General features: G+C 35.7%; 17 protein-coding genes. 14 read left to right on the top strand and 3 right to left on the bottom strand.

Going from position 1 to position 19942, the window contains the following annotated elements; translation table 11 throughout:
* Window positions 1-15 precede the first annotated feature (15 nt).
* The 4 genes from ACTF48_RS05610 to ACTF48_RS05595 all read left to right on the top strand — a co-directional run bounded on the left by ACTF48_RS05610 (window position 16) and on the right by ACTF48_RS05595 (window position 3148).
* On the top strand, window positions 16-570 hold the full coding sequence (locus ACTF48_RS05610; protein ID WP_438962166.1) for an RNA polymerase sigma factor: 555 nt from the start codon (window positions 16-18) through the stop codon (window positions 568-570).
* A complete protein-coding gene (locus ACTF48_RS05605) occupies window positions 563-1141 on the top strand; it encodes a hypothetical protein (RefSeq protein WP_438962165.1) in 579 nt (192 codons plus the stop codon). Before ACTF48_RS05610 ends, ACTF48_RS05605 begins: the two co-directional genes overlap by 8 nt.
* Window positions 1125-2213 carry a hypothetical protein gene (locus ACTF48_RS05600; protein ID WP_438962164.1) on the top strand — a complete coding sequence of 363 codons (1089 nt, stop codon included), beginning with the start codon at window positions 1125-1127 and terminating at the stop codon, window positions 2211-2213. The genes ACTF48_RS05605 and ACTF48_RS05600 overlap by 17 nt, the downstream gene beginning before the upstream one ends.
* 209 nt (window positions 2214-2422) lie before the next feature.
* On the top strand, window positions 2423-3148 hold the full coding sequence (locus tag ACTF48_RS05595; protein WP_438962163.1) for a head GIN domain-containing protein: 726 nt from the start codon (window positions 2423-2425) through the stop codon (window positions 3146-3148).
* A 355-nt stretch (window positions 3149-3503) separates the two neighbouring features.
* Here the strand turns inward: ACTF48_RS05595 and ACTF48_RS05590 are convergent, their stop codons facing one another.
* Window positions 3504-4457 (bottom strand): PhoH family protein, encoded by a 954-nt coding sequence (locus ACTF48_RS05590; RefSeq protein ID WP_438962162.1) that lies wholly within the window; start codon window positions 4455-4457, stop codon window positions 3504-3506.
* 160 nt (window positions 4458-4617) lie between these two features.
* Between ACTF48_RS05590 and ACTF48_RS05585 the strand changes: the two genes are divergently transcribed.
* From ACTF48_RS05585 to ACTF48_RS05550, 8 genes are all read left to right on the top strand, one after another.
* A complete protein-coding gene (locus ACTF48_RS05585) occupies window positions 4618-5448 on the top strand; it encodes an SAM hydrolase/SAM-dependent halogenase family protein (RefSeq protein ID WP_438962161.1) in 831 nt (276 codons plus the stop codon).
* Window positions 5445-5741: a putative quinol monooxygenase gene (locus tag ACTF48_RS05580; RefSeq protein ID WP_438962160.1), complete on the top strand. Its 297-nt coding sequence runs from the start codon at window positions 5445-5447 to the stop codon at window positions 5739-5741. Before ACTF48_RS05585 ends, ACTF48_RS05580 begins: the two co-directional genes overlap by 4 nt.
* Window positions 5738-6463: a gliding motility-associated ABC transporter permease subunit GldF gene (gene gldF / locus ACTF48_RS05575; protein ID WP_438962159.1), complete on the top strand. Its 726-nt coding sequence runs from the start codon at window positions 5738-5740 to the stop codon at window positions 6461-6463. The genes ACTF48_RS05580 and gldF overlap by 4 nt, the downstream gene beginning before the upstream one ends.
* Before the next feature lie 2 nt (window positions 6464-6465).
* Window positions 6466-8148 carry a gliding motility-associated ABC transporter substrate-binding protein GldG gene (gene gldG / locus ACTF48_RS05570; protein ID WP_438962158.1) on the top strand — a complete coding sequence of 561 codons (1683 nt, stop codon included), beginning with the start codon at window positions 6466-6468 and terminating at the stop codon, window positions 8146-8148.
* 57 nt (window positions 8149-8205) lie between these two features.
* Entirely contained in the window at window positions 8206-9042 is an 837-nt protein-coding gene (locus ACTF48_RS05565; protein ID WP_438962157.1) for an alpha/beta fold hydrolase, read from the top strand.
* Between the two features lie 139 nt (window positions 9043-9181).
* Window positions 9182-9811, top strand: coding sequence for a carbonic anhydrase (locus ACTF48_RS05560; RefSeq protein ID WP_438962156.1), 630 nt, complete (start codon window positions 9182-9184; stop codon window positions 9809-9811).
* A gap of 139 nt (window positions 9812-9950) precedes the next feature.
* A complete protein-coding gene (locus tag ACTF48_RS05555) occupies window positions 9951-11876 on the top strand; it encodes a transglutaminase-like domain-containing protein (protein WP_438962155.1) in 1926 nt (641 codons plus the stop codon).
* Window positions 11877-11911: 35 nt separating this feature from the next.
* Complete coding sequence (locus ACTF48_RS05550; RefSeq protein ID WP_438962154.1) at window positions 11912-14095, top strand: DUF3857 domain-containing protein; 2184 nt, start codon at window positions 11912-11914, stop codon at window positions 14093-14095.
* Between the two features lie 314 nt (window positions 14096-14409).
* Here ACTF48_RS05550 and sucC read toward each other — a convergent pair whose 3' ends face one another.
* Window positions 14410-15603, bottom strand: a complete 1194-nt coding sequence (sucC, locus tag ACTF48_RS05545) for an ADP-forming succinate--CoA ligase subunit beta (RefSeq protein ID WP_438962153.1) — start codon at window positions 15601-15603, stop codon at window positions 14410-14412.
* Between the two features lie 341 nt (window positions 15604-15944).
* Here sucC and lysA point away from each other — a divergent pair, with 341 nt between their 5' ends.
* Together lysA and rmuC are read left to right on the top strand one after the other, a co-directional pair.
* Window positions 15945-17168, top strand: coding sequence for a diaminopimelate decarboxylase (gene lysA / locus ACTF48_RS05540; protein WP_438962152.1), 1224 nt, complete (start codon window positions 15945-15947; stop codon window positions 17166-17168).
* Between the two features lie 237 nt (window positions 17169-17405).
* Window positions 17406-18848 carry a DNA recombination protein RmuC gene (rmuC, locus tag ACTF48_RS05535; RefSeq protein WP_438962151.1) on the top strand — a complete coding sequence of 481 codons (1443 nt, stop codon included), beginning with the start codon at window positions 17406-17408 and terminating at the stop codon, window positions 18846-18848.
* 10 nt (window positions 18849-18858) lie between these two features.
* Here rmuC and ACTF48_RS05530 read toward each other — a convergent pair whose 3' ends face one another.
* Window positions 18859-19920 carry a hypothetical protein gene (locus ACTF48_RS05530; RefSeq protein ID WP_438962150.1) on the bottom strand — a complete coding sequence of 354 codons (1062 nt, stop codon included), beginning with the start codon at window positions 19918-19920 and terminating at the stop codon, window positions 18859-18861.
* Window positions 19921-19942 lie beyond the last annotated feature (22 nt).

Genomic DNA, 19942 nt, shown 5'->3' with positions numbered 1-19942 from the left:
TGTAACACTAACCAAGTGACACTAACCGAAACCGAAATAAAGCTATACAACCTGTGCGAGCAAGGTGATCCACGAGCGCAACTGCAAGTTTATGATAACTACTCACGTGGGATGTACCACGTAGCACTGCGCATAGTAAAAGATCCTGCCGAAGCCGAAGATGTGATGCAGGAAAGTATGATTACGGCCTTTCATAAGATGAGCCAGTGGAGTCGTGAAGCGACTTTTGGCAGTTGGTTAAAACGTATTGTAATTAATAACAGTCTGTCGCTATTGCGCAAGAAGAATAAAATGGAAACAGTTGCTTATGAAGAGGTGGCTTACCACATAGAATCGCAAGCAGATGAGGAACAAATAGATATGGAGAACGCAGGAATGACCGCAAAGAAAGTACTCCATATCATGAACAAATTAAAAGATAATTACAGGCAGATACTAACGCTGCACTTGATAGAAGGAATGGATAATGAAGAAATATGTGAGATTATGAAGATTTCAAATGCGATGTGTCGCACCACAATCTCACGTGCCAAAGAAAGTTTAAGAACTAAAATTAAAGCTCATGCCTAAATCAATGGAAGACTGGTTTAAAGAACAGGACTTTAATACCACAGAGTTACCGAGCGGTCATAGAGATCGGTTTTTAGAACGTTTACAAAAGGCTCAAGAAGATAAAAAAGTTGTGCCTTTATATCGAGATGGATTTACTGAAGATCATGTCCATGCTAGAAAAACCCCATGGCTCAAATGGTCACTTGTTGCTGGACTTGCCATCTTACTAGGTGTTGCTGGTTTTAACTGGAATGAAACGACTACTCATGATCTAGCCAGTGTCTCTCCAGAAATGGCAAATGCGCAAGACTTTTTCTCTAATACCATTACTGAAGAATTAAAAAAACTAGAAGAAGAAAACAGCCCAGAAACAGAACGCTTAATAGCCGACACTAAGCAACAGCTCAAAGAGCTGGAAAATGATTACCAAAAACTGAAAATAGATTTAAATAACAGCGGTAATAGCCGCAAAGTCATAGCCGCGATGATTCAAAATTTTCAAAACAGAATAGAATTGCTAGAAGCGGCACTTGATCACATAGAATCCCTAAAACAATTAAAACTCCACAACGATGCTACTATATTATAAAACATTTTTACTCACCTTATTCCTGCCGCTCGCAGTGCTAGCTGGTCCGGTAAAAGGCAAGCACACTAAGAAAAAAAGCATCAACAAATCATATACCGTAGAAAAAGATGCCTTAATCCTACTGGATAATAAATATGGTAGTATGACCATCACTACCTGGAATCAACCTAAGGTAGCCATAGAGGTTCAGGTAGAAGTTACTGGAGATGATGAGGAAGATGTAGATGATAAGCTTAAAGAAGTGGACGTGATCTTTGAATCGAGCGCCAGTCGTGTGAGTGCTAGAACGCAAGTAGATTCTAGCCGTAAAAACTGGAGCTGGAGCAGTTGGTTTGGCAGTAATAATAAGGTGAGTGTTGAAATTAATTATGTAGTTAAAATGCCCATAACAAACGATCTAGATGCTCGTAATGATTATGGAACGCTATCTCTGGATAAATTAAGCGGTCATGCCAGGCTCAACTGCGATTATGGTAGAATGGACATCGGTGAGCTACTCCATGAAGATAATTATATAAAAATGGATTATACTAATAAATCTACAATAGACTACGTAAAAAGTGCTACTATAAATGCAGACTACAGCAGCATTACAGTAGATGAGGCTGAGAAAATAGAACTTAAAGCAGACTACACTCATAGTGAGTTCAAAAAAGTAATCGATCTAAATATCAATACAGACTACGGTAGTATAACCATAGGTGAAGCGGTAGATTTTACCGGTCGTGGCGATTATGTAAGCTTTAAAATAGGCACTATTATTAAGTCTTTAAATCTTAATACCGATTATGGTTCCATAAATGTATCACGTTTAAAAGCTGGATTTAAGGAAGTGACTATACGCAGTGATTTTACGGGTGTCAAGGTATATTATGAAAATGACGCAAACTTTGATTTTGAAATAGACACAGAATTTGCTGGAATCTCATTAAGTGATACCGCAACCATTACAAGATCAGACAGCGATTATACTGATAAATTAAAAGCAGGATATAATGGATCACAAAATAGTGGGAATACCATAAACATACGCACTTCATATGGTGGTGTGAAATTAAAGGCGATGGAATAATCATCAAAGGAAAATGAACTTGAATTTGAATATCAGTTCGAGCGGAGCCTGCCTGCCGCAAAGGTAGGTTGCAAACAGTTTGAATATCGAACACCGATTAGTGAATAACGATTAACAAAAATAGATTTTTGAATTTCAATAAAACTTGTCAGTTTGAGCGAAAGTCGAGAACCGCTTTAAACTTAAACTTAAACTTAAAAACAATAATTATGAAAAAGATCCTTTTATTATGCATTATAGCATGCACCGCACAAATTTCTAGTGCACAGTGGTTCGGTAACAAATCTATTAAGGGAAATGGCGAGGTCATTTCACAAACATTTAATACAGGAGATTATGATGAAGTCACTGTTGCTGGCTCTATGGATGTAACACTCATTTCTGGAACAGAAGGAACCATTAAGGTAGAAGCAGAATCCAATATCATGGAACACTTAAGAATTGAAGTAAGTGGTAGTAAACTCATTATAGGCACTAAAAACAATACCAATATCAATCCTAAAAGAGCGATTAAGGTTACTGTTCCTGTAGAAAAAATAGACTATGCTAGCGTTTCAGGAAGTGGTGAAATTATGAGCGACATGAATCTTAAAGCCCGCAATTTTAGTTTAAAAGTGAGCGGTTCAGGAGATATGAGTTTAAATATAGAGTCCGAGAACTTAAAAGCATCAGTTACAGGAAGTGGTAAAATGATTCTCACCGGTAGAGCCGAAAATCTAAACGCTAGTGTTACAGGTAGCGGTGATTTAAAAGCCACAGGTCTAAAAGCAAATAATGTAGAAGCCTCAGTTACCGGCAGTGGTGACTTAGCTGTATATATTAACGGCGGCGATTTTAAAGCTCGTGTAACCGGTAGTGGCGACATACGCTATAAAGGAAACACACGTAATGCCGATAAAAAAATTACTGGAAGCGGTGATATTGATAAAATGTAAGCTCCTAACTCATTAATTGTATAAGCTCTGAATTGTTTCAGGGCTTTTTTTTGTTTTCGCTTTTGCGAAAGGTTGTTCTCCATTAACTCTACCAAGGAAGTCCTAAACAATTGAAAAACCATAAGTACAACTAAGGATACATATCATAAAAAACAACTCTTTGCAACACTAAAAATAATAATTCAATGTTCTAAAAATTACTTATTTATAGTTTAGAGTGCAAAGCAAAAAATAAGGTAACAATGATAGTTATAAGAGCATTTTTAACAGAGGATTCTACGATTAAAAGAAAATAGTAGGTTCTTTAATTGTTCTTATTGGTATGAATGTATGTTACAAACTAAGAAATTGAATACTAATTCCTATTTTCAATATCCTTGTAAGCAGCAATCACTTTTTTAACCAGTCTGTGACGCACCACATCCTTGTCATCTAGATACATCATTCCTACTCCATCTACATCCTTGAGAATTAATAAGGCCTCTTTAAGTCCTGAAATGACACGTCGTGGCAGGTCGATCTGTCCTGGATCACCAGTAATGAAAAACTTAGCATCTTTTCCCATACGGGTTAAGAACATTTTCATTTGTGCGTGCGTGGTATTTTGAGCCTCATCAAGGATGACAAATGCGCCATCCAGTGTTCTACCGCGCATAAATGCGAGCGGTGCAATTTGTATGATTCCTTTTTCAATATAACTGGAGAGTTTTTCTCCTGGAATCATATCGCGCAGTGCATCATAAATAGGTTGCATGTAGGGATCTAGTTTTTCCTTGAGATCACCTGGGAGAAATCCAAGGTTCTCGCCAGCTTCTACGGCTGGTCTAGTCATAATTATACGGCGTACTTGTTTTTCTTTAAGTGCTTTTACGGCCATAGCCACACCCATATAAGTTTTACCAGTTCCTGCAGGACCTATGGCAAATACCATATCGTTCTTTTTACAAAGATCTACGAGTTTGCGCTGGTTAGGAGTTTTGGCCTTAATGATTTTACCGCTCACGCCATGTACTAGTGTATCGCCACTACCTTTGGCATTATCATAGTCTTCACGTGAATCGCTAGTTAATACCCGTTCCATAATATTCTCATCCATTGTATTATACTTACCGTAATGCTCCAGCATCATCTGGACGCGTTTATCAAACTCCTGTAGTTGCTCTTCATCCCCAAAAACCTTCATCGTACTACCACGAGCTACAATTTTAAGTTTAGGAAAATGCTGTTTTAAGAATGCTAAATTTTTATTTCTAACCCCAAAAAACTCTCTAGGATTAGACTCTGAAAGGTCGATGATAAGTTCGTTCAAATGCCTAAGATTAAATGAATGATTACGTATATATTTTTTTTAAATTTGCTCAAGAGCAATGTGAGCTCTAAACCTGCAACAATTTAAAGAATTGATTTCCTAAAAACGAAGGTTTTAAAAAAATTAATGCTCATTTAATTAACAACTGCTTACTTACTTTATGCCCATTATTACACTCACGACAGATTTTGGTTTAAAAGACCCTTATGTAGGAGCGGTAAAAGGAGCTATTTACAGTGAGCTACCAGAAATAAGTATCGTTGATATCTCACATCTAGTCACTCCATTTCATATTGCTGAGGCGGCTTATATTATTAAAAACGCTTATTACACCTATCCTAAAGGAACAATTCATATCATAGGTGTAGATGCTGAACACACTCCAGAAAATAGACATGTAGCCATTTACATGGACGGCCATTACTTCGTCTGTGCAGATAATGGAATCATGTGTTTATTAACTGCAAAATTTAATGCAGATAAGATCGTTCAAATTAATATACATGATCGCATCACTTCTAACTTTACAGTGATGGATGCCTTTGTACAAACCGCTTGTCACATAGCTCGTGGTGGCACACTAGAAGTTATAGGGAAACCTATTGAAGGTTTAAAAAACATATCAGGTATGCAACCTGCGGCAGGTAGTAATACTATAAATGGTCAGGTTATTTATATAGACAATTATGGAAATGCAGTGACTAATATTACACGTGAGTTGTTTAAATCTACCGGTAAAGGTCGTGATTTCACCTTAACGGCTCGTAGTGAAAAACATACTAAAATTTATGACCATTACTCTGATTTTATAGATTTTACTAAAGAAGAGTCACGCAGGGATATAGACGGCAAGGCTATTGTTATTTTTAATAGCGCTGGTTACATAGAGATTGCTACATATAAATCTAACCCATTAACCATAGGCAGTGCAAGTAGTCTTTTTGGACTCAAAAACCATACACCTATCAGTATAAAATTTAACGACGCATGATTGTACGTATCGTAAAAATGCATTTTAAACCCGATGCTGTCGCTCAATTTGAGGCGCTTTTTGCCTCTCACAAAGAATCTATACGCGCACAGGAAGGCTGTAGTTTACTCGAACTATACCAAGATAAAGATGATTCTTGCAGCTTTTACACCTACAGCTACTGGGAAAATGAAGAAGCTCTTAATAAATACCGCAATTCTGAGTTATTCAGTAAGGTATGGCCAGCAACCAAAGTGCTTTTTGATCAAAAACCAGCCGCAAATTCATTCCATAAAGTACATAGCCTTTTATGAGAGCCATTTATTTAAAAGAGTTACGTAGTTATTTCTCAAGTATTACAGGATACTTAGTCATTAGTATATTTTTAATGGTTACCAGTTTATTTCTGTTTGTATTTGATGGTGAGTTCAATATCCTCAACTATGGATTTGCAGACCTGTCACCATTCTTTTTACTTGTTCCCTGGTTATTTATTTTTCTTATTCCGGCCGTAACCATGCGCAGTTTTACTATGGAGCGCAATCTGGGAACACTCGAGATGATTTTTACTAGGCCTATATCCTTTAGAAGCATAGTGGCTGGAAAATACCTGGCAAGTATCACACTTATTATCATCACATTAATACCTACATTACTTTATGTCTTTACTATAGGACAGCTAGGAGAAATTACTAATAATCTAGATCTGGGCAGTACTATGGGCAGTTATCTGGGTGTTTTACTGTTAGTACTTTGTTACGTAGCGATTGGTATTTTTTGCTCATCAGTCACTTCTAACCAGATCATTGCCTTTTTACTTGCGGCGATTTTATGTTTTATCATGTACTTTGGTTTTGAAGGTTTTTCTACTGTTATCGATAATGATGGACTCTCTTTTTTAGGTTTAAAATACCACTATGAAAGCATGGCCAGAGGCGTTATAGATACTAGAGATGTGATTTACTTTTTAAGTGTTGCGGTATTGTTTTTCGCTTTAAGCGAAATGAGCCTAAAATTAATCACCCAGAAGCAGTAAAGATGAAAAAGTTTATAACACCACTTATCGTTCTAATTGCTGCGCTCATTCTTATCAACTATGGAGCTAGTATATGGCACGACCGCTATGACCTTACTCAAGACCAGCGTTATACTATTTCTCCAGTAGCTACAAACCTAGCAGAACGTATCGAGAGCACTATGCTTATAGATGTTTTTTTAGAAGGTGAACTACCGTCAGAATTCCGCAAATTGCGATCAGAGACCAAGCAGCTGCTAGAAGAGTATGCAGCGATTAATGAAAATGTGAAATTTAACTTTGTTAATCCTACCGAAGATGAAAATCCTGAAAACGTAGCATTAATAACGGAGCAGCTGGGAAAATTTGGTATTAAACCAGCAATGGCGACTATTAATCAAGGAGGAAAAAGTACTCAAGTAGTAGTTTTTCCATGGGCTATAATGGTCTATCAAGGAAAAACTACGGCTATTCCATTACTGAAAACAGTAGCACGAGCCACCATGGAAGAACGTGTAAACTCATCTATCCAGCAACTAGAATACCAGTTTGCCGACGGAATGAGCAAAGTTATTAATGAAAAGACGAAGACCATTGCCATTTTTGAGGATAGTGGTGAATTGCCTGACTTAAAAATTCAGGACTTTAGAAAAACCTTGCAGCAATATTATAAAGTAGCTCCTTTTGGATTTGAATTTATTATAAATAATGACAGCTTACCTAAGCAAAATGTGCTGGACCGCATTAACAGTTTTGACCTTATAATAGAACCTAAACCTACAGTTGCCTTCAGCGACGCAAAAAACTATATACTAGATCAGTACTTAATGAATGGCGGTAAAATGTTACTAGCAGTAGACCCTATAACAATGGAAACTGATAGCTTGTCTAATGAAGAGCGCAAAGGTTATGCGCTCGCACGTGAGCTTAACATGGATCAACTCCTGTTTAGATATGGTTTACGTCTCAATAATGGTATCGTTAAAGATGAACGTGCTGGTGGGCTTGCTCTGGCGACAGGTCAAGGTCGTAACACGCAATACCAAGCCTTTGACTGGCCTTACTTTCCTATTTCAAAATCAGAGAGTGATCACCCGATCACTAAGAATCTAGAAGAAGTAAAATTTGAATATACAGGAACCATAGACACGCTTAAAAATGGAATCCATAAAACCATATTGCTGAGCACATCGCCAGATTCACAAATTAAGATTTTACCGGCAAGTGTTTCCTTATCAGAACTGGATCAACCTATAGATCCTCTAGCTACTAAAGCTGGTGAGCAACCACTAGCTGTCCTCGCCGAAGGGAACTTTACTAGTGCTTTTAAAAACAGAATTAAACCTTTTAAATTACCCAACCACATCGATGAAGGAACTCATAGCGCTATAGTTCTCATAGCCGATGGTGATGTGATGAAAAACCAAGTTTATGCAGGTAAAGCACAGGAACTAGGTTATGACATGCGTACTGGTGCTCTTTATGGAAATAAAGAGTTTCTAATGAACACCGTGAACTACCTGCTGGATGACACTGGTTTGATACAACTGCGCAGTAAAAACATCACTATTCCTTTCTTAGACGCAAAAAGAAGTTATGATGAACGTACTAAATGGCAGCTCATTAATGTACTACTACCTCTAATCGCTGTTGGGTTATTAGGGTTTGTGTTTCATTATTTCAGAAAGAGAACGTACTCGATTTAGGGACACTATATATAAATCTAGTTAACAGCTATTAAATCTTTTTAACCTTTATAAATTATGCCTTATTTAGAAAAAACAACAATACAGCACGATGCTGATGTGAGTATATATTTTGAAGATCAAGGAAAAGGACAACCCGTTATTCTTATACATGGATGGCCGCTCAGTGGAGCTATGTGGGAATATCAAGTACCAGTTCTCGTAGAAAATGGTTATCGAGTTATAACTTATGACCGTAGAGGTTTCGGTAAATCATCTAGACCATGGAATGGATATGACTATGACTCCATGGCAGCCGACTTAAAAGACCTTATAGAACAACTCGAGTTAGAAAATGTGGTTTTAGTAGGTTTTTCCATGGGTGGTGGCGAGTTAGCTCAATATGTAGACACATATGGCACCAGTAAAGTGGATAAGTTAATCTTTATGAGCTCTATCGCTCCTTACCTACTTAAAACAGACGATAATCCACACGGCGCACCTGATGATGTTTTTAAAGGAATGGAAGAAGGAATTAAGAATAATCGCGCTGGATTTTTGGCAAGTTTTGGACCTGGATTTGTAAATTATGAGGAACTTAAAGATCGTATTTCACAAGCTCAACTCAACTATAATTTCCAGATCGCTATAGATGCAAGTCCTAAAGGAACTCTGGATTGTATAAACGCCTTTGGACGCACTGATTTAAGAAATGCGCTTAAAAAGATAGATGTACCTACTCTATTTATACATGGAGACGCAGATCAGATCGTTCCCATGGAACCTAGTTCAAAACAAGGTCATAAAATAGTATCAAACTCAAAACTAGAGATTGTAAAAGGTGCTCCTCACGGGTTATACGTTACTCATAAACATGAAATTAATAAATTATTACTCGATTTTTTGCTTAGTTGAAGTTAAAAATTCTTTGCATAGCCATAGCTAAGGAAATAATTTTCAGTGAAAAGTAAGTGAAAAAGAAACTATTCTAACCTTTAATAAGCTCTAAAGTCAACCTAATTCTTTATTTTTCATGCTCCATAAGGAATCAACCATGAAGAATATCAATAAAATTTTTGATAATAATAAAGAGTGGATTAAGTCTAGACTCGCTGTAGATAACAAGTATTTTGAGAAACTGGCTTCAGGTCAGGATCCTGATATTCTTTATATAGGTTGCTCAGATAGCCGCGCTACTGCCGAAGAAATAATGGGATTAGGTCCTGGTGAAGTGTTTGTGCATAGAAATATTGCAAATATGGCATCAAATCTAGACCTTACCGCCATGGGTGTGATTAATTATGCAGTAGAACACCTTAAGGTAGAACATATTATCGTTTGTGGTCATTATGGCTGCGGTGGTGTAAAAGCAGCTATGCAGTCACAAGATTTAGGGATATTAAACCCATATCTTAGGAATATACGCGATGTGTACAGAATGCATAAAAATGAACTCAACGCTATCAGTGATGAAGATAAAAGATACCGCAGGCTTATTGAACTTAATGTTGAAGAGCAATGTATTAATGTGCTTAAAACCAGTGATGTTCAAATCGCTTTTAAACGTCGCGGCATCACAGTTCATGGTTGGGTTTTTGATCTCGCCACTGGTGAGTTAATTGATTTAAAAATTGACTTTGCTAAGATTCTTGAAGATATCATGGAGATCTATCATTTAGACTAATAGCTTTTTAAGTAGCGTTTTAGATGTAAATTATACGCTTTCGCGAAAGCGTTTTAACAACAGCACCACAATTCCATTAAACATATAAGACCAGAAGTAACCGCCTTAACCTATTTTTACTATTTCACACATTAATTATATGAAAATATCTACACCAGTAACAAGCTTATTATTATTCCTAATTTTCATCTTAAACGTAAATGCTCAGAAAGATAAACCTACCTCTCAAGAAGTTGCAATAGCACAATCATTAAAAGAAAAATATGAAGAAGAAGATGTAGTTATCGCAGATAAATCTGTAGAAATTAACTTTTCACGCAATAATAAGACACAGAAAGTAGAAGTGCGTGAAGAAATAACGACAACTTTTATGTCCATAGCTTCTCGAGCAGATATAGGATACAGCACTGGCTATGATAATGAATCTAGTGTAGAAAAACTGGAACTAAGAGATAAGCGCAACAAGAAAATGGACTGGTATGTTCAGGATGAAGCTTATTCTACAGAATCTATTTTCCATAATGATTATCGCATAAAATATGCACCGCTTACTTTCCCTTTACAAGGATATAAACGTAAGGTTACTGAGATAAAGGAATATAAAGATGTAAAATATTTTACTACAGACTACTTTGTAGAACCTTATCGAGTTATGAAAGGTAAAATGACCATTACTATTCCAGAATGGTTAGAAATAGATCTAAAGGAATATCATTTTAATACAAATGATATTAAGCGCTCATCTAAAAAAGTAGGTAGTGATGAAGTTGTAACATTTAAGATCACAAATTTAGAACCTATGAAAAGGGAATACCGCATGCCTGGTAACTCTTACATCTATCCGCATGTGTTATATCTTCCTAAGTCTTTTAAAAATAATAAAGGAAGTGAAGTGACCTTATTTAAAGAGACTCAAGATTTATATAACTGGTACGCTACACTTGTAAAAGGAGTGAATATAGATACTCAGGATATTGCTATTAAAGTAAAAGAACTCATTACTGGTTTAAATACTGATGATGAGAAAATTAAAGCCATTTATTACTGGGTTCAAGACCGTATAAAATACATAGCATTTGAAGATGGAATTGCTGGTTTCCAACCAGATAGTCCTCAAAATGTATTTAACAAGAAGTATGGAGACTGCAAAGGAATGGCTATTCTTTTAAAAACCATGCTTGTGGAGGCTGGTTATGATGCGAGACTCGTATGGATAGGTACAGATCATATTTCTTATGACTACTCTACTCCATCGTTAAGTGTAGATAACCACATGATTACTGCTGTTATGATAGACGGTAAACCCATTTTTATAGATGGTACTGAAAAATTCAATTCTTTTGGAACTTTTGCTACTCGTATTCAAGGGAAACAAGCACTCATAGAAAATGGAGATTCTTATATTCTTGAAAGAGTACCACAAGCAAACCCAGAGTTCAATAAAGAAGTGTATCGAGCTACTTTTAAAATAGATGGCAATGATCTCATAGGTAAAATGAATAAAGAACTTACTGGAGAACAAGCCAGTAGTTTTTTATATGGTTTTACAGGTATGGAACAAAATAAACGAGAGGAAACCATGTTAAAAGTTCTTACTGATGGGAATGATAATGCAGTGGTGCAAAACGTGAGTAATTTTGACCCTACAGATAGAGATGCTGCTCTTAAGCTCAATTATGATATTAAGGTATCAAATGCGGTAAGTAGTTTTGATAATAGTCTATATTTAGAACTAGATCCTGTACGCTACCTAGCAAACTGGACTATGGAAGAAGATCGCAAGAACTCTTATAAAATGAGAAATACTAGAGTTGAATATAAGAACATTACCCTAGACCTACCAGCTGGTTATTCCATTGAATCCTTACCTAAAGGTATTTCAATAGATAATAAGCTACTAAAAGTAGATGCTCATTATAGCTTTAAGGGATCTAAAATAGATTACAGCTCACAAATTAAAATCAAAAGCAGGTTGATTAAAAAAAGTGAATTTGCCCTTTGGAACGCAGCCATAGAAAAAATTAAAAACTTTTATGACGAGCAAATCGTTTTGAAAAAAGGATAATACCAGTCCACAATAAATTACAATAAAGACCATTTATGAGATCATCATTATTAACTACTATTGCCCTTTGTCTTACCATACTCGCACAGGGACAAAGCAAACTTGAAAAAGAATTACAAGAAAAGTTTTGGAATAAACCAGGAAATGACATTGCTGCTATATCCATTCCAAAAAAATGGAATGAGGAAAGTGCTGTCATACTTAAAGACCACCGTTACATTCAGTACATAAATAACGGTAAGGTAGTGTACTTTAAATCTAATAAACACCAGATGATTAAGATCCAGGATCAAGCATCATTAGAAGGTTTTTCTGAAATATCTTTAAGTAAAGATTCTAAAATTTCTTTTGGGTGGACCACAACCTCTCGCAAAGAAACCACTATAGGAATACGCATCATTAAACCCGATGGGGCAATCACCCTTGTAGATATTGAAAAAGAGGAAGTTATAGAAGATGATATACGTAAAATTGCTATACCTAACTTAGAAATAGGAGATATTATCGATTTATTTATACAGACAGATCGTAAAGAAAGAGACTATGATGGTCTTGATATTTATCCTGCAGTAGAAACAACTATTAAAGATAACTACCCTATATTAGATTACCGCATCGCTGTAGAAGTAGAAAATGACTTTTTCTTAAACATGAACACCTATAATGGTGCTCCACCAGTAAAAGAAGAGGAAACGGAACGAAGGGCTACAAAAATGTATGTAGTAGAGGCACAAAATGTGGAGAAACTAGAAACCAGCAGGTGGTATTATCCACTGGTTGAAGAACCATCTGTTAAACTACAGGTCGCATTTGCTCGTAAAAAAATAAATGAAAACGCTGCCGAAATCTTTAAAGGTGAAGATGGTGAGCGCAAAGCTACCGCTACTCAAAAAGATGTACTCGATTACTTTGATCGTAAATTCAATAAGACCTATAGTGGTAGTGCAAAAGAAGTCATTTCTCATATCAAAAATGGAAAATTTAAAACTAAGTCTGCAAAACTTAAAGCAGGTTTAGAATATATAAGGTTTAATAGATACACCAGATTCTTTGAACCCATTTTTGCTTATCAAGCACAAATAGTTGCAGGAAATACACGCAATAAATGTTCTAGTTTGTACTATGGTATCTATGAAAAAGATGCGCAGGTTATTAATGACCTCAGAGCTATCAGTGAGGCCTTTAATATAGATTATGATATCGTTCTAGCACAACCGAGGTATGATGGTAAATTAGATGATTTATTAATTAAATCTAATGCTCGTGTAGGGATTAGATTTAATACAGAAGAGCCTTTATATTTCTTTGACTTTAATGAAAATATGACCTTAGAACGTTTCCCTGCAATTTTAGAAGGAGCTGAAGCGTATATAGGTTCTGTTATTAAGAAAAAGAAAATATCATCAGTAAAACGCACTATTCTATCTACATCTACAGCCGCAGATAATGTTTATAAGGAAACTATAGATTTAAGTCTTAGCGATGATAAGAAAGGTTTTAATATGAAAAGAGACCTGTCTGCATCAGGTCATTTTGAAAGTGAGTATATGTTTTCATGGATTCACTGGAGCGACTTTATAAAAGAGGATTACAGTATTTATAAAGATCAAGAACACTTTTATGAATGTGGTAGTAAAAAAGAGATAAAACGTTACACTGAACAATTCAATGCGCTCGAGAGCAAAAAGCTAGAAGAATTCAGGGAACGTAGAGAAAAATCTACTGATCGTGAATGGAGTGCAGCAACAGTAAAAGATTATACCACACAAGTGGTTCAAACAGGGCGTTATGGTAATAATAGCCCACTAGTTGTGACAGAAAACATGACTCTTAAAGACGGTTACATTAAAAAAGCCGGTAGTAATTTAATCATAGAACTAGGTAAGTTTATAGGTAGTCAAGTAGAGCTTGAGAAAAAAGAAAGAGAACGTTCTGTAGACGTTTATTTAGGTTTTGCAAAAACTTTTATTTATGAAATCAATCTAGAAATCCCTGAAGGCTATACTGTTAAAGGAGTAGACGCTTTAAACACATCTATAGATAATACCACCGGTAATTTTATTACTACGGCCGTTATGGAAGAAAATATTCTAAGAGTAAAAACCACTAAAACTTATAAGAGCAATTATCTTAAAAGTGAACAATGGAAAGACATGACTCCTTGGTTAGACGCAGCCTTTGAATTCAACCAGGCTAAAGTATTATTACAAAAAGGTTAAAAGCCCATTTTTCTAATCTGTTGAGTTGATGTTTGTTGATTTCACTTTTGCCAAAAGAAGACTATAAAAACAAACTCATTCAGCAGCACTAATATCATTTGGTGATTTAATCTAGTTTAAATTATATGGATCATTTTTCACCTAGTTATGGACTTAAACCAATTTATGTTTCTAATACCGTATTCTTAATTTGAATTATTTTTTGACTAGATGATAAAATTTATGAATAATTCTAGACCATAAAAAAAGACCGCCTAAATACATTAAGCGGTCTTTTTTGGTTTTTATAGAGCAATAAATCTCTTAATAAAATACTATCCTATTACAGCCTGTACTTTATCGGCTGCCTCTTGAAATTCTATTGCACTCTGTACGTCCATTCCAGAATTATCGATCAGCTCTTTTGCAATCTCAGCGTTAGTTCCTTGTAATCTTACAATTAGTGGAACATTCATAGCATCACCCATACTTTTCTTAGCATCTATAATTCCTTGTGCCACACGGTCACAACGTACTATACCACCAAATATGTTTACCAGAATCGCTTTAACTCCTTTATCTTTTAAAATAATTTTAAAAGCCTCTTCTACTCTTTTAGCATCGGCAGTACCACCTACATCTAAGAAGTTTGCAGGATCACCACCAGCTTGTTTGATCAAGTCCATAGTTGCCATAGCAAGACCAGCACCATTTACCATACAACCTACGTTACCATCTAGATCTACATAGTTTAATCCTACGGCTTTAGCCTCTACCTCAGTAGGGTTTTCCTCTCTGGTATCTCTTAATGCTTCAAGGTCTTTATGACGGAATAAAGCGTTTTCATCTAGTGTGATTTTACAATCTACTGCGATGATCGTGTTATTAGACGCTTTAAGAACTGGGTTTATTTCAAATAAAGCTGAGTCTGAACCTACATAAGCATTATATAAAGCGCTTACAAACTTGGTCATTTCTTTAAAAGCCTTACCACTTAATCCTAAGTTAAAAGCGATACGTCTCGCCTGGAAACCTTGTAAACCATGAGCAGGATCTATAGTTTCGGTAAAAATTAAATGAGGTGTCTCCTCAGCAACGGTCTCTATATCCATTCCTCCTTCTGTGGAATACATGATCATATTCTTACCTTGCGCACGATCTAGAAGAACAGACATGTAGAATTCTTCTATCTCTGCTTCTCCAGGTTCATATACGTCCTCAGCGATAAGTACTTGGTGAACACGTTTACCTTCGGCACTAGTTTGTGGTGTTACTAGATCCATTCCTATGATTTCTCCAGCTATTTCTTCTACTTGTTCAAGATTTTTGGCAAGTTTTACTCCACCACCTTTACCGCGTCCACCTGCATGTACTTGGGCTTTTACAACATGCCATCCAGTGCCGGTTTCTTCAGTTAATGATTTTGCAGCGGCAACAGCCTCTGCAGCAGTTGTTGCTACTTTACCGCGCTGTATAGTTACACCATAACTCGCTAATATTTCTTTTCCTTGATATTCGTGAAGATTCATAAATGTTCTTTAAAATTCAAATTTTGTATAGCAAAAATAAGAAAGTGAAACTTCAATTTGAAATAAATGTTTTTTTTTTAGGAACAGGTTGTGAATAAGTACTCCTTATGATCTGATAATCTACTGATCTTGTAACGCTTTTTAATTTCATCTAGTTATCATGCATCTTAAAGTATTTTAAGCTTCAACTAAGCAAAAAAATAATTCAATTTATTTAAACGACATTATAAACACAAATTGGTTTTACCATCATCTCAAAATAATTAGAAGAAAAACTTTATCATTTACTATTTATTTATAAGTCCTAACCTAGTAATTTTGTCAACTTAAATTTTTTAAACATGCAATCACAAGATTTATTGGCCATAGCTCAGGAACACGGTAGTCCTGTCTATGTGTACGACGCGCATCGTATCGTGTCGCAGTATGAACGTTTGAATTCCGCTTTCGCGAAAGCGAGATCTCTAAGAATTCACTATGCTGTAAAAGCACTTTCAAACCTATCTATCTTAAAGCTGTTTAAACAGTTAGGCGCTGGACTCGATACCGTGAGTCTACAGGAAGTACAGTTAGGACTCGCAGCTGGTGTGGAGCCACATAAAATCATTTATACACCTAATGGAGTCTCTCTAGAAGAAATTGAAATGGTGGCCGCTATGGGCGTGCAAATAAATATAGATAACCTTTCAATTCTTGAGCAGTTTGGTTCTAAACATCCTTCTGTTCCTGTATGTGTGCGTATTAATCCTCATGTCATGGCTGGTGGAAATGCAAATATTTCTGTAGGTCATATCGATTCTAAATTTGGTATATCTATACACCAGATACCGCACTTGTTACGCATAGTAGAAAATACCAATATGACGGTAAATGGTGTACACATGCATACTGGTAGTGATATTCTAGACATAGGCGTGTTTCTTTATGCGACTGAAATTCTTTTTGAAACAGCAGCAAAGTTTAAAGACCTAGAGTTTATAGATTTTGGGAGTGGTTTTAAAGTACCTTATAAAGAAGGAGACGTTTCTACAGATATTGAAGATCTAGGCGAGCAACTTAGTGAGCGTTTCAACCAGTTCTGTGAAGATTATGGACGTGATATCACACTGGCTTTTGAACCTGGTAAATTTCTAGTGAGTGAAGCTGGATATTTTCTAGCCAAAGTTAATGTGGTGAAACAAACGACTTCTACAGTTTTTGCTGGTATAGATAGTGGTTTTAATCACCTAATCCGTCCTATGTTATACGGCTCTTATCATGGTATTAAAAACATTTCTAATCCTGATGGTCGTAACCGTTTTTATAGTGTAGTAGGTTATATATGTGAGACAGATACCTTTGCTCAAAATAGACAAATAAGCGAAATCACCGAAGGAGATATTCTAGCATTTGCAAACGCTGGCGCTTACTGCTATTCCATGACTAGTAACTATAACTCACGTTACCGTCCAGCAGAAATACTTTGGCACAATGGAGCCGCACACTTGATAAGAGAACGCGAGACTATGGAAGATATCTTAAAACATCAAGTTCCTGTAGATCTAGAACTAGGCACAATGGTTTAAGTCTCGTAACTCTTAAAGTTTTTACTGAGATAACATATTAACGTAGAGTATATTATTAAACTTTAATAGATTAATAATATCTCTACGTTTACAGGAGCTTGTTTACATTAAAAAAGGATTGTGTTTTATAATGCATAGAGTAAAAATGTGATTGAAGAAACACTTTTTTAATAACTTGATGGATTTTCATTTTCTAGGACACTCGTTCCTTTTTACTTTTACATAAATCATTTTTTTATGTCGTCTGATCTGTATGTTTTAGGAATTGTTTTACTGGGTATTCTCATAGGTGCTGCGGTAACGTGGTTATTTATGAAAACCCGTTTAGGCGGTGCTATAAAGTTTTTAGAATCTGAAAAGGAACAGTTACAGGCTCAACTTGCTCAACAGCAACAGGCCATTATGGAGCGTGATCAATTGCGCTTAGAATCTGGAAATTTAAAAGCTCAACTCGATTCTAAATTAGAAACCCAGCAAGATCTTAATCATAGAATCGATAAACTAGAGAAACAATATATAGAAGTAAATCGAGAGAAAAGTAATCTGGAAATTCTACTGGCTGAGCAACGTACCGCATATGCTAAAGCAGAAGAAAAACACTCTGAGGCACAACAAGAGATCCATAAGCTCAACGAGAAATTCACTAAGGAATTTGAGAATCTTGCTAACAAAATTCTCGATGAAAAAAGCACCAAGTTTACCGATCAAAACAAGAAGAATATTGAACAAATATTGAATCCGCTGCAGGAGAAGATCTTAATGTTTGAAAAGCGTGTAGAAGATACTCACAAGGACACCATAGAACGACAAAGTCTTCTAAGACAGCAAATTATAGGACTCAAAGAACTCAACGAGCAAATGAGTAAAGAAACCACTAACCTTACTAAAGCTCTTAAAGGAGATGCAAAAATGCGAGGAAACTGGGGTGAGTTAGTGCTGGAACGTGTTCTAGAAAAATCAGGTTTAGAAAAAGGTTCAGAATATGAAGTACAGCAAAGCTTTAAGACCGAAGATGGTAAAACCGTTTTCCCAGATGTAGTCATTAACCTTCCTGGAGGCAAAAAAATGATTATAGATTCAAAAGTATCGCTTAATGCTTATGAACGCTACGTAAATGAAGAAGATGAGGAATTACAAGAACGTTATTTAAAAGAGCATGTAAGTGCACTTAAAAAACACGTGAGTGACCTGTCTGGCAAAAACTATCATTCACTCTATCAAATAGAAAGCCCAGATTTTGTATTGCTTTTTGTACCTATAGAACCTGCCTTTGCCATGGCACTAAATGCCGATGGGAATTTATATAGTGATGCTTTTGATAAAAACATAGTCATAGTCACTCCTACTACGTTACTGGCAACACTGCGTACCATAGATACCATGTGGCAAAATGAAAAACAACAAAAAAATGCGCTAGACATAGCAAATGCTGCTGGTGGTCTTTATGATAAGTTTGTATTACTAACAGATGATCTCATTAAAGTAGGAACCCAGCTCAACACCGTAAACAAGACTTACTCACAAAGCATGAAGAAACTTACTGACGGCTCAGGAAACCTAGTAGGTCGCGTAGAACGTTTGAAAAAATTAGGTGCTAAAGCCAATAAAAATCTCAATGAAAATCTACTCCATCGCGCCATAGAAAATGATCCTGATTTTCTAGAACCTAGTGATAAGTAATCAAATTTCATCAGAATATATTTTTATGAGTATGTTGATAGTTGCGTTTCACAAAATCAAGGACATTAGCTAATATAGCTCCCATATTACGAGATCTCTTAAATTTTATATCTTTTGTGAACTCGTGTAACTCTCTACTTAATTGTTTTGTTTTTTCTGGTGTACTGATCTTATCGGCTCTCATGCACTTCATGAGACTACGGTAACGACTTTGAGTATTTATCAATCTTTTAGAAATCAGGGCTCGTTCTTCTTTTTTATACTGCACTACACTTTGTTCCTTTAAACGATCAGAGACATTATTTACCATAGGTAAGTTCTCCTTAAAGAATTGTGGTCGGTAAACTTTTAAACGACCTTCATAATTCTGTTGATCAAAATCTATGGCGCGTATCGCATAACTAACTCTATCAAAATCATGTGTAGGGATCACTACATAATTATAAGCTCGCATATCTCCTAATAGTCTAATAAAACAACGTTCATTAAACTTTACAAACTCTTTTGCGATTTGAGTACGTTCAGACTCTGTGCAATCATCGAGATAATCTGCTATGAACTCGTCTCCTGGAATACCAGCAATATGTTCCTCTAGTAAAGTGTTACCGTACACTAAAAAATTAATACGATGTGGAGATAATAAATGTTCTAACTCTAAGCCATACACTCTAGAAGCATCAGCTTTTTTTACATAGAAATAGGTAAACCCATCATTTAAGATGTTTCTAATTTTAATCCTAAAAGGTTTAGTGTTTCCAAAAGTGCAATAATCTACCGCATCTACACTTAAGTAATCAAGTAAATCATCACTACCATCACTATGTAAAATATCATAAACCTTTTTAAGCGCTGCATCTATGATATCTCTTTCAGAGTCTGAATAATAACAGCGCACCCATAAGGAGTCTTCTTCATTCTTATCATAAACAGTAATACAACCTTGAAATCGCAACAAATCATCATAAGAAACTTGTATACTAGTTTGTCTATTATATCTTTTCAAGTAAGCATTAAGCGCATCGCTTACAGGATAAGTAGGTTTTTTACGGGAAAGTAATTTTTCTTCTATCATTTATTTTCACCCTAATCTGGTA

The organism is Nonlabens sp., assembly GCF_965660805.1.
Taxonomy (GTDB): domain Bacteria; phylum Bacteroidota; class Bacteroidia; order Flavobacteriales; family Flavobacteriaceae; genus Nonlabens.
The sequence above is the reverse complement of the archived record's forward strand: the minus strand, read 5'-3'. Positions and strand labels throughout refer to the sequence as shown.

Bases quoted from the DNA above. Each gene is read 5' to 3' on its own strand.
- ACTF48_RS05605 (WP_438962165.1), top strand. From the start codon at position 563: ATGCCTAAATCAATGGAAGACTGGTTTAAAGAACAGGACTTTAATACC.
- ACTF48_RS05600 (WP_438962164.1), top strand. From the start codon at position 1,125: ATGCTACTATATTATAAAACATTTTTACTCACCTTATTCCTGCCGCTC.
- ACTF48_RS05595 (WP_438962163.1), top strand. From the start codon at position 2,423: ATGAAAAAGATCCTTTTATTATGCATTATAGCATGCACCGCACAAATT.
- ACTF48_RS05585 (WP_438962161.1), top strand. From the start codon at position 4,618: ATGCCCATTATTACACTCACGACAGATTTTGGTTTAAAAGACCCTTAT.
- ACTF48_RS05580 (WP_438962160.1), top strand. From the start codon at position 5,445: ATGATTGTACGTATCGTAAAAATGCATTTTAAACCCGATGCTGTCGCT.
- gldF (WP_438962159.1), top strand. From the start codon at position 5,738: ATGAGAGCCATTTATTTAAAAGAGTTACGTAGTTATTTCTCAAGTATT.
- gldG (WP_438962158.1), top strand. From the start codon at position 6,466: ATGAAAAAGTTTATAACACCACTTATCGTTCTAATTGCTGCGCTCATT.
- ACTF48_RS05565 (WP_438962157.1), top strand. From the start codon at position 8,206: ATGCCTTATTTAGAAAAAACAACAATACAGCACGATGCTGATGTGAGT.
- ACTF48_RS05560 (WP_438962156.1), top strand. From the start codon at position 9,182: ATGAAGAATATCAATAAAATTTTTGATAATAATAAAGAGTGGATTAAG.
- ACTF48_RS05555 (WP_438962155.1), top strand. From the start codon at position 9,951: ATGAAAATATCTACACCAGTAACAAGCTTATTATTATTCCTAATTTTC.
- ACTF48_RS05550 (WP_438962154.1), top strand. From the start codon at position 11,912: ATGAGATCATCATTATTAACTACTATTGCCCTTTGTCTTACCATACTC.
- sucC (WP_438962153.1), bottom strand. From the start codon at position 15,603: ATGAATCTTCACGAATATCAAGGAAAAGAAATATTAGCGAGTTATGGT.
- lysA (WP_438962152.1), top strand. From the start codon at position 15,945: ATGCAATCACAAGATTTATTGGCCATAGCTCAGGAACACGGTAGTCCT.
- rmuC (WP_438962151.1), top strand. From the start codon at position 17,406: ATGTCGTCTGATCTGTATGTTTTAGGAATTGTTTTACTGGGTATTCTC.
- ACTF48_RS05530 (WP_438962150.1), bottom strand. From the start codon at position 19,920: ATGATAGAAGAAAAATTACTTTCCCGTAAAAAACCTACTTATCCTGTA.